This is a genomic window from Algoriella xinjiangensis (assembly GCF_900115015.1).
Classification (GTDB): domain Bacteria; phylum Bacteroidota; class Bacteroidia; order Flavobacteriales; family Weeksellaceae; genus Empedobacter; species Empedobacter xinjiangensis.
Window position 1 is genome coordinate 68,541 of the sequence record NZ_FOUZ01000005.1, and the last position, 17,414, is coordinate 85,954.

Sequence of the window (17,414 nt, forward strand, 5' to 3'; positions counted from 1 at the left end):
TCCCGTTTAGCAATTATAGAATCATGAGTGAAAAGAAATGGTACGTAATCAAAACTGTGGCTGGTCAAGAGCTAAAAGTAAAAGATTACATTGAAAGAGAAATTCAATACCAAAATTTGAATGATTATGTAGGGCAGATTGTTGTTCCTATGGAAAAAGTGATTCAAATCCGTAACGGTAAAAAATATCAAAAGGAAAAAGTTCACTTTCCTGGTTACATTATGATAGAGGCTGAACTTGTAGGAGAAATTCCTCACATGGTAAAGAACACATCAGGTGTAATTAGCTTTTTAAGCGCAACAAAAGGAGGAAGTCCAGTACCAATGAGACAATCGGAAGTAAACCGAATGTTAGGTAAAGTTGACGAATTAGCAGAGAACATAGATACATCAATGTCTATCCCATACATCATAGGAGAAAATATTAAAGTTATCGACGGACCTTTTAACGGTTTCAATGGAACTGTAGAAAAGATCATTGAGGACAAACGTAAACTAGAGGTAATGGTTTTAATCTTCGGACGTAAAACACCTTTAGAATTAAGTTTTAATCAAGTTGAGAAGGTATCATAACCTTTCAACACAATTTATAAAGTAGAAATTTAGGCTGCTTCCACATAACGCTTAATTTTAAGAATTAAAAAAATGGCAAAAAGAATTGAAAAAGTTGTAAAACTTCAAGTTAAAGGAGGACAAGCAAATCCTTCGCCACCAGTAGGACCGGCTTTAGGTGCTGCAGGTGTTAACATTATGGAGTTTTGTAAGCAATTTAATGGACGTACACAAGAGAAACAAGGTGCAGTGTTACCAGTAGTTATCACAGTGTATCAAGACAAATCGTTTGATTTCGTAATTAAAACTCCACCAGCTGCAATTCAGTTAATGGAAGCTGCGAAATTGAAAAAAGGATCAGGTGTTCCTAACCGTCAAAAAGTTGGAGCAATCACTTGGGATCAAGTTAGAGCTATTGCTGAAGACAAGTTAGTAGACATGAACTGTTTTACTATCGAGTCTGCTATGAAAATGGTTGCTGGAACTGCGCGTTCTATGGGTATAACTGTAAAAGGCGGTCAAGCTCCAGAATAATTAAAAACACATTTTAGGAAATGGCAAAGTTAACAAAAAAGCAAAAGGAAGCACAAGCTAAAGTAGAAAAAAACAAACTTTACTCAATCGAAGACGCATCTTCATTAGTAAAAGAAGTTAATTACGCAAAGTTTGATGCATCAGTTGATATAGCAGTTCGTTTAGGAGTAGATCCTAAGAAAGCTAACCAAATGGTACGTGGAGTAGTTTCATTACCTCACGGAACTGGTAAAGATGTAAAAGTATTAGCATTAGTAACTCCAGACAAAGAAGCCGAAGCAAAAGCTGCAGGTGCTGATTATGTAGGATTAGATGAATACTTACAAAAAATTAAAGAAGGTTGGACAGATGTTGACGTTATCGTTACAATGCCAGCTGTAATGGGTAAATTAGGACCATTAGGACGTATTTTAGGACCTCGTGGATTAATGCCTAACCCAAAATCAGGAACTGTAACTGTAGAAGTTGGTAAAGCCGTTTCTGAAGTTAAAGCAGGTAAAATCGATTTCAAAGTAGACCGTTACGGGATTATCCACGCTGCAGTTGGAAAAGCATCTTTTGATGCTGATAAGATTAAAGAAAATGCGAATGAATTAATTCAAACTTTAATTAAATTAAAACCAACAGCTGCTAAAGGGGTTTATGTAAGAAGCATTACGCTTTCTACAACTCAATCAGTAGGTGTACCAGTTGATCCAAAAAGTGTAAACGCTTAAAATTAGTAGATTATGGCAATGACAAAACAAGATAAAGCAAATATGATAGATGAATTGCAAGCTGTATTAGCAGACGCAAAAATCATCTACTTAGCAGATATCGATGGATTAAACGCTGTTAATACTACTGAATTGAGAAGAGCTTGCTATAAAGGCAATGTATCTTTACGCGTAGTAAAAAACACTTTATTAAAGAAAGCAATGGAGCAAGTAGAAGACAAGAACTTCGAAGAGCTTTACGGATCTTTAAAAGGAAATACAGCTTTAATGACTGCTGAAGTTGGTAATGCACCAGCTAAAGTAATTGATGTTTTTAGAAAAAAATCTGAAAAACCTATCTTAAAAGGAGCTTGGATTGAAGATAATACTTTTGTTGGTGATGACAAATTACCTCAATTAGTTGCATTAAAATCTCGCGAGGAATTAATCGCAGATATCGTAATGTTACTTCAATCTCCAATCAAAACTCTTGTATCTCAATTAGAGAACAAGGACGCTGTGAAAGAAGAAGGAGCATCAGAAGAATAGGACACACTCATATTAAATAGTTGACAAACAAAAAAAATTAAAATGGCAGATTTAAAAAAATTAGCTGAAGAGTTAGTAAACTTAACAGTTTTAGAAGTTAATGAATTATCTACAATCTTAAAAGACGAATATGGTATCGAGCCAGCTGCTGCTGCAGTTATCGTTGCTGCAGGTGGAGCGGAAGCTGCTGAGGAGCAAACTGAATTCGACGTTATCTTAAAAGAAAGTGGTGCATCTAAATTAGCAGTAGTTAAATTAGTAAAAGAATTAACTGGAAAAGGATTAAAAGAAGCTAAAGATTTAGTAGATTCAGTTCCTGCAACAGTTAAAGAAGCAGTTTCTAAAGACGAAGCTGAAGCTTTAAAGAAACAGCTTGAAGAAGCTGGTGCAGTAGTAGAATTGAAGTAATTTTTATTACTCAACAATATAGGTTTGGACCTAACACATAGCGTGTTAGGTCTAAACCTTTTTACGCATAAAGTCATTATATAAACCAAAATTCATTCGAAATTGGCCACTAAAGCAACATTAAGCAACTCGACTGAGAAAAAAGAAAGATTGAACTTTTCTACTGCAAAAGCAGTCGCTCAGTTCCCAGATTTCCTTGACATTCAGATCAAATCGTTTGAAGATTTTTTCCAGTTGGAAACAAGACCTGACCAACGAAAAAATGAAGGTCTTTACCGAACATTTGCTGAGAATTTTCCAATTACGGATACACGCAATCAGTTTGTTTTAGAATTCTTAGATTATTTCGTAGATCCACCACGTTACACAATTGATGAGTGTATCGAAAGAGGATTAACGTACAGTGTTCCACTTAAGGCTCGCCTTAAATTGTACTGTACTGACGACGAACATGAGGATTTTGAAACAGTTGTACAAGACGTATATCTAGGAACAATTCCTTACATGTCTCCTTCAGGATCATTTATTATCAATGGTGCCGAACGTGTTATTGTATCGCAATTACACCGTTCTCCTGGGGTATTCTTTGGGCAATCTTTCCACGCGAATGGTACAAAATTGTACTCATCTCGTATCATTCCTTTCAAAGGATCTTGGATTGAGTTCGCAACAGATATTAATAGCGTTATGTACGCTTATATCGACCGTAAGAAAAAGTTACCTTTAACAACTTTATTACGTGCTATCGGATATGAAAGAGATAAAGATATCTTAGAAATTTTTGATTTAGCAGAAGAAGTTAAAGTAAACAAAGCAACTTTGAAAAAAGTTGTAGGTCGTAAACTTGCTGCACGTGTATTAAATACATGGCACGAGGATTTCGTAGATGAAGATACTGGAGAGGTTGTATCAATCGAGCGTAATGAAATTATCTTAGACCGTGAAACTATTTTAGAGAAAGATCACATCGATCAAATCGTAGATTCAGGTGTAAAAACAATCTTATTACACAAAGAAGATATCAATTCTGCAGATTATGGAATTATCCACAATACACTACAGAAAGACCCTACTAACACTGAAAAAGAAGCAGTAGAGTATATCTATAGACAATTACGTAACGCTGAGCCACCAGATGAAGAAACTGCAAGAGGAATTATTGATAAATTATTTTTCTCTGACCAACGTTATTCATTAGGTGAAGTAGGACGTTACCGTTTAAATAAAAAATTAGGCTTATCTATTAGCGAGGAAGTACAAGTATTAACTCGTGAAGATATCATTTCGATTATTAAATACTTAATCGAATTAATCAACTCTAAAGCAGAGGTGGATGATATTGATCACTTATCTAACCGTCGTGTTAGAACAGTAGGTGAACAAATGGCTAGCCAATTCGGAGTAGGTTTAGCACGTATGGCTAGAACTATCCGCGAAAGAATGAATGTTCGTGACAACGAGGTGTTTACACCAATCGATTTGATTAATGCAAAAACATTATCATCTGTTATCAACTCATTCTTCGGAACGAACCAGTTATCTCAGTTCATGGATCAAACAAATCCATTATCAGAGATTACACACAAACGTCGTTTATCAGCATTAGGACCTGGAGGTTTATCAAGAGAAAGAGCGGGATTCGAGGTACGAGATGTACACCACACTCATTATGGACGTTTATGTCCAATTGAAACTCCTGAGGGACCAAACATTGGTTTAATTTCGTCATTATGTGTATTCGCTAAAGTTAATAACTTAGGGTTCATCGAAACACCGTACAGAAAAGTAGAACAAGGGGTAGTGGACGTCGAATCAGCACCTATCTATTTAACTGCGGAAGAGGAAGAATCTAAAGTAATTGCTCAAGCCAATATTGACATGACCGACGATGGTGTTATTGCTACAGAACGTGTAACTGCTCGTGAAGACGGTGATTTCCCTGTGGTAACACCAAACGAAGTAGATTTAATCGACGTTGCGCCAAACCAGATTGCTTCTATCTCAGCATCATTGATTCCTTTCTTGGAGCATGATGATGCCAACCGTGCGTTGATGGGATCGAACATGATGCGTCAGGCAGTTCCATTATTAAAACCTCAAGCACCTATTGTAGGTACTGGACTAGAAAAACAAGTTGCAAAAGATTCAAGAATCTTAGTAAATGCAGAACGTGAAGGGACAGTAACTTATGTAGATGCTGACATTATAACAATAAAATATGATAGAACAGAAGACGAAGAGTTAGTAAACTTTGACTCATCTGAGAAAACATATAATTTAACAAAATTCAGAAAAACTAACCAAGGAACTACGATTACTTTAAAACCAATCGTAAAAGTTGGAGACCGTGTACAAAAAGGTCAAGTTTTATCTGAAGGTTACGCAACTGAAGGAGGAGAATTAGCAATTGGTCGTAACATGGTTGTTGCCTTTATGCCTTGGCAAGGGTACAACTTTGAGGATGCCATTGTGATCTCTGAAAAAGCAGTTCGCGAAGACTGGTTTACATCTATCCACATCGATGAATATTCATTAGATGTACGTGATACAAAATTAGGTATGGAAGAGCTAACAGCTGACATTCCTAACGTTTCTGAAGAGGCTACAAAAGACTTAGACGAAAACGGTATGATCCGTATTGGAGCAGAAGTAAAACCTGGTGATATCTTAATTGGTAAGATTACTCCAAAAGGAGAATCAGATCCAACACCTGAAGAAAAATTATTACGTGCAATCTTTGGTGACAAAGCAGGTGATGTAAAAGACGCTTCTCTTAAAGCTTCTCCATCATTACGCGGTGTTGTTATCAACAAAAAATTATTTTCACGTAGTATTAAGGATAAACGTAAACGTTCTCAAGACAAAGCTATCATTGATAGTGTAGAAGGAGAATACGACGTTAAATTTAACGAATTAAGAGAAGTATTATTAGAGAAATTATACGTTTTATTAAACGGAAAAACTTCTCAAGGTATTTACAACGACTTGAATGAAGAAGTTATCAAGAAAGGCGTTAAGTATACTCAAAAAATATTATCTAACGTTGAACATTTCTTAAACTTAACAGGTTTAGAATCTTTATGGACAACAGACGAGGATAAGAACGAATTAGTAAAAGAGTTAATACATAATTACAAAATTAAGTACAACGATTTACAAGGAGCACTTAACCGCGAAAGATTTACAATTTCTGTTGGAGATGAATTACCAGCAGGTATCGTTAAATTAGCAAAAATCTATATTGCGAAAAAACGTAAACTGAAAGTTGGGGATAAAATGGCCGGACGCCACGGTAACAAAGGTATTGTTGCTCGTATCGTTCGTGACGAAGATATGCCTTTCTTAGAAGACGGAACGCCTGTAAATATTGTACTTAACCCACTTGGGGTACCTTCTCGTATGAATATCGGTCAGATTTATGAAACGGTATTAGGATGGGCTGGTATGAAATTAGGACGCAAATTTGCAACGCCTATCTTTGATGGTGCATCAGCAGAGCAAATTGACCAATTAACAGAAGAAGCTGGTTTACCACGTTTCGGTACAACGTACCTATACGACGGTAACTCAGGAGAACGTTTTGCTCAAAAAGCAACTGTAGGTGTAATTTACATGTTGAAATTAGGACACATGGTAGATGATAAAATGCACGCGCGTTCTATCGGACCATACTCACTAATTACTCAACAGCCATTAGGTGGTAAAGCACAATTCGGTGGTCAACGTTTTGGAGAGATGGAGGTTTGGGCATTAGAAGCATTTGGTGCTGCTAATATCCTACGCGAAATCTTAACAGTTAAATCGGATGACGTAATTGGACGTGCAAAAACTTACGAAGCAATCGTAAAAGGAGAGCCAATGCCAGAACCTGGAATTCCAGAATCATTTAACGTATTGTTACATGAATTACAAGGTCTTGGATTAGACATAAACTTGGAAGAATAATAGGGCAACCTATTATTCTACCTTTTCGTTATAATAATATAATTGTTAGATACATTTCTATATGTCAACAAAAAATAAAACAAGTCAATTCACAAAAATTCGTATTGGGTTAGCTTCTCCAGAATCGATTCTTCAAGAATCAAAAGGTGAAGTTTTAAAACCTGAAACGATTAACTATAGAACGCACAAACCAGAGCGTGATGGGTTATTCTGTGAACGTATCTTTGGACCTGTAAAAGATTACGAATGTGCCTGCGGAAAGTATAAAAGAATCCGTTATAAAGGTATCGTTTGTGATCGTTGTGGGGTTGAAGTTACTGAAAAGAAAGTTCGTCGTGAGCGTATAGGACACATCAACTTAGTTGTGCCAATTGCGCACATTTGGTATTTCCGTTCATTACCTAACAAAATTGGTTACATTTTAGGATTACCATCTAAGAAATTAGATATGGTAATTTATTACGAAAGATATGTCGTAATACAAGCAGGTATTGCTAAAGGACCAGAAGGTGAAGAATTAAAAAGATTAGATTTCTTATCAGAAGAAGAGTATTTAGATATTTTAGAAACTCTTCCTGTAGAAAATCAATATTTAGAAGATACTGATCCAAGTAAATTTGTTGCGAAAATGGGTGCTGAAGCATTAGAAGACCTATTATCTCGCATCAATTTAGATGAATTATCTTACGAATTAAGACACAAAGCACATAACGAAACTTCTAAACAACGTCGTACAGAAGCGTTAAAACGTTTACAAGTTGTAGAAGCGTTACGTGAGTCTAATATGCGTCATGTAAACCGCCCAGAATGGATGGTAATGCGTGTTATTCCGGTTATTCCACCAGAATTACGCCCATTAGTTCCTCTAGATGGAGGTCGTTTCGCAACATCAGATTTAAATGATTTATACCGTCGTGTAATTATCCGTAATAATCGTTTAAAACGATTAATGGAAATTAAAGCACCAGAAGTAATCTTACGTAATGAAAAACGTATGTTACAAGAGGCTGTAGATTCATTATTTGATAATACACGTAAAGCATCTGCTGTAAAAGCTGATGGTAACCGTCCGTTAAAATCATTATCTGATTCATTAAAAGGTAAACAAGGTCGTTTCCGTCAAAACTTATTAGGTAAACGTGTAGATTATTCTGCTCGTTCTGTAATTGTTGTTGGACCAACACTTAAATTACACGAATGTGGTTTACCAAAAGATATGGCTGCTGAATTATACAAACCATTTGTTGTTCGTAAATTAATCGAACGTGGAATTGTAAAAACAGTAAAATCGGCTAAGAAAATTATTGATAAAAAAGAGCCAGTTGTTTGGGATATTTTAGAAAACGTAATCAAAGGACACCCAGTTTTATTAAACCGTGCCCCTACATTACACCGTTTAGGTATCCAAGCATTCCAACCGAAATTAATCGAAGGTAAAGCAATTCGTTTACACCCATTGGTGTGTACTGCCTTCAATGCCGATTTCGATGGTGACCAGATGGCCGTTCACTTACCATTAGGACCAGAAGCTGTTTTAGAAGCACAATTGTTAATGTTGGCTTCTCAAAATATCTTAAACCCTGCAAATGGTTCTCCAATTACTGTACCTTCTCAGGATATGGTACTGGGTCTGTACTACATGACGAAAATTCGTCGTACTGACCACCAGTTTACAGTAAAAGGAGAAGGATTAACTTTTTATTCTGACGAAGAAGTTCAAATCGCTTACAACGAAGGAGCAGTAGATTTAAATGCACCAATTCGTGTAAAAGGAACTATCCGTCAAGGAGAAGAATTAATCGAGAACCAATTAATAGAAACTTCAGTAGGACGTGTGTTATTTAACCAAATCGTACCAAAAACTGTAGGTTATATTAACGAAGTATTAACGAAAAAATCGTTACGTACGATTATTAATAAAATCATCAAGATTACAGACTTCCCTACAACGGCAGCCTTCCTTGATGACATGAAACAATTAGGATATCGTAATGCCTTTGAAGGTGGTTTATCATTCTCATTAGGAGATATCTTAATCCCAGAACAAAAGAAAGAGCTTATCTCAGGTGCAATCTCACAAGTAGAGAACATCAAGATGAACTATAACATGGGACTTATTACAAATAACGAACGTTACAACCAAGTTATTGATGTTTGGACAACAACCAATGCAACATTAACAGAAATTGTAATGAAACGTATGACAGAAGATCAACAAGGATTTAACTCTGTATTTATGATGCTTGATTCTGGAGCACGTGGATCTAAAGAGCAAATTCGTCAGTTATCAGGTATGCGTGGATTGATGGCAAAACCTCAAAAAGCCGGTTCATCTGGTGGGGATATCATCGAGAATCCAATTATCTCTAACTTCCGTGAAGGTCTGTCAATCTTAGAGTACTTTATTTCTTCGCATGGTGCGCGTAAAGGTCTTGCCGATACTGCCTTAAAAACTGCCGATGCGGGATACTTAACTCGTCGTTTAGTAGACGTTGCACAAGACGTTATCGTAATGCACGAGGATTGTGGTACATTAAGAGGACTAGAAGTTTCTGCACTTAAGAAAAAAGAAGATATTATCGAAAGTTTATCTTCTCGTGTATTAGGTCGTACTTCTTTAAATGATATTTTTAACCCAGACAATGGGGAATTAATAGTTGCTGCTGCACAAATTATTAATGAAGAAGCTGGTGAAGCCTTAGAAGCTGCTGGTATAGAGCACGTAGAAGTACGTTCTCCATTAACATGTGAAGCAAAAACAGGTATTTGTGCAAAATGTTACGGACGTAACTTGGCAACAGGTAAAGGTGTACAAAAAGGAGAATCTGTAGGTGTAGTTGCTGCACAATCTATTGGAGAACCAGGTACACAGTTAACATTACGTACTTTCCACGTTGGGGGTACTGCCGGAAACGTTTCTGAGCAAAACACAGTTGTATCTAAATTTGATGGTACAGTAGATTTTGATGATTTACGTACAGTAGAAAGTACAGATGATGCTGGTAACAAAGTTGATATAGTAGTTTCTCGTTCTACAGAGATGAAAATTTCTGATGAATTTGGAAACGTACGTCAACAAACTAACATCGCTTACGGTACAATCTTAGCAGTTAAAAACGGCGCTATAGTTAAGAAAGGTCAAGAGGTTGCAAGTTGGGATCCTTATAATGGGGTTATCATCGCGGAATCTACTGGTAAAATCGAGTACGAACAATTAGAGCAAGGAATCACTTTCCAAATCGAAATTGATGAGCAAACAGGATTCCAAGAAAAAGTTATTTCGGAATCACGTAATAAAAAGTTAGTTCCTGCGTTAAGAGTTATCACAATTGATGGTGAAGAGAAAACATACAATTTACCAGTAGGTGCCCACCTTATGGTAAATGATGGAGAGAAAATTAATGCTGGTAAAATTTTGGTGAAAATCCCACGTAAATCTGCAAAATCTGGAGATATTACAGGAGGTTTACCTCGTATTACCGAGTTATTAGAAGCTCGTAACCCATCTAACCCATCAGTAGTTTGTGAATTGGATGGTGTTGTATCATTTGGTAAAATAAAACGTGGTAACCGTGAAATCATCATTGAATCTAAAAATGGTGAAGTACGTCGTTACTTAGTTAAATTATCTGCTCAAATCTTAGTTCAAGAAAATGACTTTATTCGTGCAGGTGAGCCTTTATCAGATGGAGCAATTACACCAGAAGATATTTTAAAAATCTTAGGACCAACAGCGGTTCAGGAGTACTTAGTAAACGAAATTCAAGATGTTTACCGTTTACAAGGTGTAAAAATCGATGATAAACACTTCGAGATTATTGTACGTCAAATGTTACGTAAAGTTCGAATTGTAGACTCAGGAGATTCAAGATTCTTAGAAGATAGTTTAGAGCACAAAGATGATTTTATGAGAGAAAATGATCGTTTGTTCGGAATGAAAGTCGTAGAAGAAGCTGGAGATAGTGCTGATTTAAAACCAGGACAAATTATCACAGTTCGCGAATTACGTGACGAAAACTCTAAATTAAAACGTGAAGATAAAGTTTTAGTAACAGCGCGTGAAGCTTTACCTGCAACAGCAGAAGCAGTTTTACAAGGTATTACAAGAGCATCTTTACAGACAAAATCATTTATGTCTGCAGCATCGTTCCAGGAAACAACAAAAGTTCTTAACGAAGCAGCTGTAGCCGGTAAAGTAGATGGTTTAGTAGGATTAAAAGAAAACGTAATTGTTGGACACTTAATTCCTGCAGGAACTGGATTAAAAGAGTACCAAAGTATAATCGTAGGATCTAACCGTGAATACGAAGAATTAATAAACGCAAAACAAGAATTATAATGTCAGAAAATCAACAAAACGAAGGATTAAACATTGAGTTAAACGAATTAGTAGCTCAAGGTGTTTACGCAACAGGAGCAATCATCAACCACTCTCCATCAGAGTTCGTTGTAGATTTCGTTCAATTTTTACCAGGTGCAAGACCAAGTGTAAAATCAAGAATTATCTTGTCTCCATTACAAGCGAAACAATTATCTAAATCGTTAGCAGAAAACGTAGTTAACTTCGAGAAAAGCTTTGGTGAAATCAAAGAACCTCAAACTAACAACGGTACAGCGACTTACGAAGCTTAAGAAATCATTCTTAAATATTTCAAGAATCCCTCAATCAATGATTGGGGGATTTTTTTATGGATAAATGTCAAATTCGTAAAATAGATGCAATTAGATTTAGTATTTTTATGAAAAAGAGAATATAAGTCGTCTTTTTTAAGGATAATCAAAAACTAAATTGAATAAATCTTAAAAAATGCATTTTTTTGAATCGAAAAAATGTTTAGATTTGTATGAAGCAAATAAACACAAGCATGTCTGATTATAAATTAATTCTACCTTCGATGGGTGAAGGTGTGATGGAAGCCACTGTAACCAATTGGATTAAGAATATTGGAGATACAATTGCTGAGGACGAATCAATCGTAGAAATCGCTACAGATAAAGTTGATTCTGATGTTCCTTCGCCAGTTGCAGGAGTTTTAAAAGAAATATTAATTCCAGTTGATGGAATTGCAAAAATAGGTGAACCAATCGCAATCCTATCTGTTGATGGAGTTGTAGATCAACCACAAGATACAGTTGATACAAATAGCGATCAAGAAATTGCAGATGCTGTACAAACGATAGAAAAAGATGTAGCGGCTATCAAAACTGATACAATTATCGTTTCATCAGAAGATAAATTTTATTCGCCTTTAGTAAAATCTATCGCAAAAGAGGAAGGAGTTTCTCAGACTGAGTTAGATCAAATAAAAGGTTCTGGTAAAGAAGGTCGTGTTACAAAAGATGATATTTTAGATTTTGTAAAAAATAAAGGTAATAAAGTTGCAACACCAGTTGCTGCTGCACCAACTTCTGCTCCGGCTGCAAAAACTCAACCTGCGCCAGTTTCTCTTGCTAATGGAGACGAGATTATAGAAATGGATAGAATGCGTAAAATTATTGCGCAAAATATGCTTCAGGCAAAACAAGCTGCACCTCACGTTACTTCTTTTGTAGAAGTTGATATGACGAATATTGTTTTGTGGAGAAACAAAAACAAAAACGAATTCTTGAAAAAACATGGTGAAAAAATAACATTTACACCAATTTTTATAGAAGCTGTTGCTAAAGCAATCGAAGATTTTCCGATGATTAATGTTTCTGTTGACGGAGATAAAATCATCAAAAAGAAAAATATAAACGTAGGTATGGCTGCGGCTTTACCAAGTGGAAATTTAATTGTTCCGGTTATTAGAAATGCAAATCAATACAATTTGGCTGGTTTAGCTAAACAAGTTAATGATTTAGCAAATCGCGCACGTACAAATAAATTGAAACCAGACGAAATACAAGGTGGTACATATACCATTACAAACATTGGTACTTTTGGTAATATTTTGGGAACACCAATTATTCCACAACCACAAGTTGCAATTTTAGCGGTAGGTGCTATTGTTAAGAAACCTGCTGTTATAGAGACTCCACAAGGAGATGTAATTGCAATTCGTCATAAAATGTACTTATCGCATGCCTACGATCATCGTGTTGTAGATGGTGCTTTAGGAGGAATGTTTGTAAAACGTGTTGCCGAATATTTGGAAGCATTTGATATGAATACACCGATTTAATAAAAAAAATGTAATTTTTAAATTATATATCCTTAAAAAACTCTGATTAGTTCAGAGTTTTTTTATTTTTACAGTTAGGTTTAGTTGTAAGAAGATGAAGTTTGTATATTTAATAGTTTTGTTGTTATCGATTAGTTGTTATTCTCAGAATATTGAGGAGAATAATACATTTTACAACGAAGCAATACAACAAATCAAAATAGATAATAATAAAAGTATTAGGATATACGAATACCTGATTAATAGTTCGACCTCTAATTTTCAGAAATTAAACTACCAACTCGATTTAATAAAAATTAAAGTTTATGTGTCAAAAGATATAGAAGCTTTAGAATTATTTTTTTCGATGGAACCTGAAATTCTTTCTTCAGATAATCAAGAGTTAAAAGACAAATATTATATCATAGGATCAGATTTAGCTTATTATTTAGGATTTAAAAAGCAAGCGCAGAAAATGCAAAAGCAAGTAAAATCCGATGATAAAGCATGGATAAATTCTATTCATCATAAATTTGTCGATTTACGTTATGATTTGGCTATTAATGCAATCATCACGAAGCCAATTTCTACTGAAGATGAAGCAACTTTATTGCAAGATAGTTTACCTAAAATATCAAATGAAGTTGAACAATTTATACTGATTAAGAAACTTCAATCATTTTTTCTCAAGCAAAATAATTTAGAAAATTATGCAGTTTACAACAGAAAATTAAACGAATTAAATGACCGATTAACGATTGAGAAAAAAATTACCCGAAATTATTTAGCAAATAAATTATTAGAAAAGCAAAAAGCACAACAAATTGTTGATGATAAAAATTTACGTTTATTGTCGAACATATTTAGTGTAATACTTTTAGGATTGATTTTGGTTGTTATTTTATTCAAAAAGAAAAAGGTAGAAATAGATTCTTCTGCCATTAAAACAAATATGATTTCGGATCGTGTAGAATCTCAAATTCTAGAGAGATTAGAGGCATTCGAAAAAAGTAAAGGTTATTTAAATCCAACAATTTCTATTGCAATTTTAGCCAAAGAATTGGATACAAATGTGAAATATTTATCTTCGATTCTAAATAATATCAAGCAAAAAAGTTTCAATAATTACATCAATGAATTGCGAATAGCATATATTGTTAATTGTTTAAAAGAAGATAAAAAGTACAGATTGTATAAAATTAGTCATTTAGCAAAATTGAGTGGATTTGTCTCTCAAAGTAGTTTTACGACATTTTTTAAATTAATTACAGGAATTACACCTTCAATTTTTATCAAAAAATTAAACGATGATGGGCAATAAAATTTTATATATACTACTTTTTTTTGCTTCTCAATTTGTTTTTGCAGAAAAGGTTGACAGCATTCGAATTGCGTACGATTATGTTTACATTAATCCCAAAAAAGCAATCGAAATTGCAGATCGAATTATTAAAACTTCGAATGATAGAAACGATCAAATTACTGCCAGATTAATAAAAACGAATGCCTATAGTTCGTTAGACGATAGTTATAATGCGTTGAAATACGTTTTTGAAACGTATGAATATGTAAAAAAAGAGAAAGATATTTTTAACGAAGCGCGTATTTTAGGAAGAATTGGCGAACTTTTTCAGTTGTATGGTTACAATACGCAGTCGCGCGAGTATTTGGACGAATCTGTAAAGCTAATTACATCGACTAGTTTTCCGAAAGAAAAACGACCAATGTATTTGGGAAATATTTATGCAATAAAAGGAAATGGTTATAAAGATGATTTAGATTGTGATTTTGCATTAAAATACTACAACAAGTCTATCGCAGCCTATAAAAGTACAAAGCAAAATCAGAGTGTTGTAAATAATTTGGCGTTGGTTTATATCGAAAAATCAAATTGTTTGATTGATAAACAAGAGCTAGATTCGGCAAGCTATTTTTTGAACAATGCTTTGTCTGTTATCAAAAAAAATAATTTGATAGAATATGATCAATCTGCAAAAATAAGTTTAGCGAGGATTCATCAATCGAAAAGAGAATTTAGAGAATCAAATAATTTATTGAATCAGGTTTTAAAGGAAACAAATCTAGCTCAAGAATTGTTAGTGCAAAATCAAGTGTATAAATTATTGGCTAAAAATGCGTTCGAATTAAAGGATTATGTTGCATATAAAAAATACATTGATATCATAAAAACCTCAAATTCTAAAATAGAAAAAATTAATTTAAAAGCTTTAGAAAGAAGTTTTGATTATTTGTTGCATAAAGATCAAACGTTTTTGGATAAAATATCATTTTTTAAACTTCCTATATTTTTAATCGTTGTATTACTAATTTTAATATTTCGGAAAATTTGTAAATCCAATAAAAAAATAGCTTAATTGTTTTATTCGGTTTTGTTGTAGTGTATTTATTTTATTTTGAATTAGTTAATCGTTTTATTATTCTTGATGAATTTCAGTAAGATTCGTCAATGTTAAATGATAAGTAGTTCTTATTCTAAGAAAAACGTTCTTCATTTGAGAAAAATAACACATTGAATATGAAGAAGTCTTTTATACTTTTAACAACACTTTTAGGAATAGGAACTGCACTTGCTCAATCAACAATTTTTGAGAAATCGAACACAAATTTGATTCAAACAGAAATAAAAAGCAAGAGTAAAAAACTAGACAAAAAAGTAGATTTTGTAAATTTTAATAAGGCAAAAGGCTTTAACACATTTGGTGAAGCAACGGAAGCTAGTTCATCAAGAAACTATTCTAAAAACGAAAATGCAACAACTCCTTTTGCATCAATTGATGTAAAACAATGGAGCTTCGGAACTAATTTGGATACTAACGAATCTATTTTCTTTAGTATGGATTATAAGTTTAAAGCTGGTGCTTTTTTTACGTTTAAAACTTACTCAGATGATTTTAAAGTTGAAAAAAAATTTACAATCAGTTTACCAGAAACGGCAAATAGTGTACAAGTTGTTCCAGATTTTTCTTCAAAAATTGTTTCAAATAATAACAAATTAATTGTTCCAATTTATGTGCATTATTTTGAAGGTGGACAAGGTCCAGAATTTCAAAAACATGAAATTTGGTTTGTAAGTGAAACAGGCGAAATTATTCAAAAAGTTACTGGTTCTTCTGCTCAAATAGTAAAAGACGTGTCGAATAAATTGAACATTTTTGTTTTTGAAGGAAATGATGATTTTTATACGGCAACAAAAGTTGATTTAGATAATGCCGCAAATAATAAAGAGCACAAAGTAGAATTTGGTTTAATGAATTATTTTGCGGGCGTTCCGATTGCTTTCAAAACGTTTAATGGTAAAGATTATTTAGTTTTTACACGTTATAGCGAAGTTTTGATGGATAACGATACATATCAGTTTAATACTAATGCAAAATTTGTTTTAGATTTTATTGATTTTGAAACATTCAAAGTCGAAAAATCATATCAATTACCAGTTTTTGGATTTGATCCAGAGGATCCATATACAATTCCGATGATTACTTTTGGTATGTTTTATAACACAGATAAATACGATATTTCTTCTGATGTTTATAATTCTGATAGTAAAATGGAATTTACGTACGGAATCAATTTCTACAGCATGACTCAAGACACAGAGTGGTTTAATTATTATGTTGTAAATGAAGATGGACAAATTCTTAAAAAACTTGATGAAACAATTGTAAATGCAGGTATAGAACAAAATATTGCAATGCAAGAATTACCAAATCAAAAAGATCAAGTGGTGATGTTACTTGGTTCTGAAGAGGGAATTTCGAATATTAAAGTTTATAATTTACCAGATTTAGATTTGGCAATGGATTTTCCAGCTCTTCATAATGAAGATTTATTAAGTTTAGCTGTAAATAGAGTTTCTAAAGATAACTCAATCAATTACTTAATCGGTTTAACTTACGGAGAACGTGAAAATGATGATTTTTACGGACTTGTAAAACATTATGACTCAAAAGGAGCAGAGGTTGCGAAAGTAAGATTACCTGTAGGAAATACTACCGAGCGTTTTGCACCATTTATGACAGAAGGAACTCTAAATCCTCATGTAGTAAATAGCGATGACGAAATTGAGTATGTTTATGCATATCAAGACAGAATAGATAACGTTGCTGCAAATACATATAGAGTTGCGCAAAGTGATAATTTATTAGCATCTTTTTCGGGAAGAACAGAAAAAGGAAATATAAATTCTGCTGGTTATTTAATGAATAAAAAAGGAGAATTAGACCGTATGTTTATTTATTACGGTTCAGATTATTCTGCGACAAGTATTTTAACAGAGTTTTATAAATTTCCTTTCGAAACTTTAGGCGTTAATGATATAACAAAAAATACACAACTAATTAAATATTTAAGTAATGTAAATCAAATCAGAATTGATTATGATTATTCAACTTACCAAGTTTACAATGTAAACGGAACTTTAGTTGATACAGGCAAATCTGTTAAAACAATTTATACAAATGGATGGAATAAAGGAGTTTATTTTATCAAAACAATAGATAAACAAGGAAAGGCAAATGCTGCAAAAGTATTGGTTTTCTAAATTTACTAATTAACACTAATTATGAAGA

12 protein-coding genes are annotated in these 17,414 nt (G+C 33.6%); all 12 read left to right on the top strand.

The window, feature by feature from the left end; translation table 11 throughout:
- The first annotated feature begins 23 nt into the window (after nucleotides 1-23).
- The 12 genes from nusG to BM072_RS05725 all read left to right on the top strand — a co-directional run bounded on the left by nusG (nucleotide 24) and on the right by BM072_RS05725 (nucleotide 17,386).
- Complete coding sequence (gene nusG / locus BM072_RS05670) at nucleotides 24-572, top strand: transcription termination/antitermination protein NusG (protein WP_092907418.1); 549 nt, start codon at nucleotides 24-26, stop codon at nucleotides 570-572.
- 72 nt (nucleotides 573-644) lie between these two features.
- Complete coding sequence (rplK, locus tag BM072_RS05675; protein WP_092907420.1) at nucleotides 645-1,085, top strand: 50S ribosomal protein L11; 441 nt, start codon at nucleotides 645-647, stop codon at nucleotides 1,083-1,085.
- Nucleotides 1,086-1,105: 20 nt separating this feature from the next.
- Complete coding sequence (rplA, locus tag BM072_RS05680) at nucleotides 1,106-1,801, top strand: 50S ribosomal protein L1 (RefSeq protein ID WP_092907422.1); 696 nt, start codon at nucleotides 1,106-1,108, stop codon at nucleotides 1,799-1,801.
- 18 nt (nucleotides 1,802-1,819) lie between these two features.
- On the top strand, nucleotides 1,820-2,329 hold the full coding sequence (rplJ, locus tag BM072_RS05685; protein ID WP_092907731.1) for a 50S ribosomal protein L10: 510 nt from the start codon (nucleotides 1,820-1,822) through the stop codon (nucleotides 2,327-2,329).
- A 42-nt stretch (nucleotides 2,330-2,371) separates the two neighbouring features.
- Entirely contained in the window at nucleotides 2,372-2,737 is a 366-nt protein-coding gene (gene rplL / locus BM072_RS05690; RefSeq protein ID WP_092907423.1) for a 50S ribosomal protein L7/L12, read from the top strand.
- Between the two features lie 102 nt (nucleotides 2,738-2,839).
- Nucleotides 2,840-6,682 (top strand): DNA-directed RNA polymerase subunit beta, encoded by a 3,843-nt coding sequence (gene rpoB / locus BM072_RS05695; RefSeq protein WP_092907425.1) that lies wholly within the window; start codon nucleotides 2,840-2,842, stop codon nucleotides 6,680-6,682.
- Between the two features lie 61 nt (nucleotides 6,683-6,743).
- On the top strand, nucleotides 6,744-11,021 hold the full coding sequence (rpoC, locus tag BM072_RS05700; RefSeq protein WP_092907426.1) for a DNA-directed RNA polymerase subunit beta': 4,278 nt from the start codon (nucleotides 6,744-6,746) through the stop codon (nucleotides 11,019-11,021).
- Nucleotides 11,021-11,314, top strand: a complete 294-nt coding sequence (locus BM072_RS05705) for a DUF3467 domain-containing protein (protein ID WP_177190264.1) — start codon at nucleotides 11,021-11,023, stop codon at nucleotides 11,312-11,314. Before rpoC ends, BM072_RS05705 begins: the two co-directional genes overlap by 1 nt.
- Nucleotides 11,315-11,547: 233 nt before the next feature.
- Nucleotides 11,548-12,846, top strand: coding sequence for a dihydrolipoamide acetyltransferase family protein (locus BM072_RS05710; protein ID WP_092907430.1), 1,299 nt, complete (start codon nucleotides 11,548-11,550; stop codon nucleotides 12,844-12,846).
- 307 nt (nucleotides 12,847-13,153) lie between these two features.
- Nucleotides 13,154-14,146 carry a helix-turn-helix domain-containing protein gene (locus tag BM072_RS05715; protein ID WP_177190265.1) on the top strand — a complete coding sequence of 331 codons (993 nt, stop codon included), beginning with the start codon at nucleotides 13,154-13,156 and terminating at the stop codon, nucleotides 14,144-14,146.
- Nucleotides 14,133-15,200, top strand: a complete 1,068-nt coding sequence (locus BM072_RS05720; RefSeq protein WP_125113365.1) for a hypothetical protein — start codon at nucleotides 14,133-14,135, stop codon at nucleotides 15,198-15,200. Before BM072_RS05715 ends, BM072_RS05720 begins: the two co-directional genes overlap by 14 nt.
- A 161-nt stretch (nucleotides 15,201-15,361) precedes the next feature.
- Nucleotides 15,362-17,386: a hypothetical protein gene (locus BM072_RS05725; RefSeq protein ID WP_092907436.1), complete on the top strand. Its 2,025-nt coding sequence runs from the start codon at nucleotides 15,362-15,364 to the stop codon at nucleotides 17,384-17,386.
- Nucleotides 17,387-17,414 lie beyond the last annotated feature (28 nt).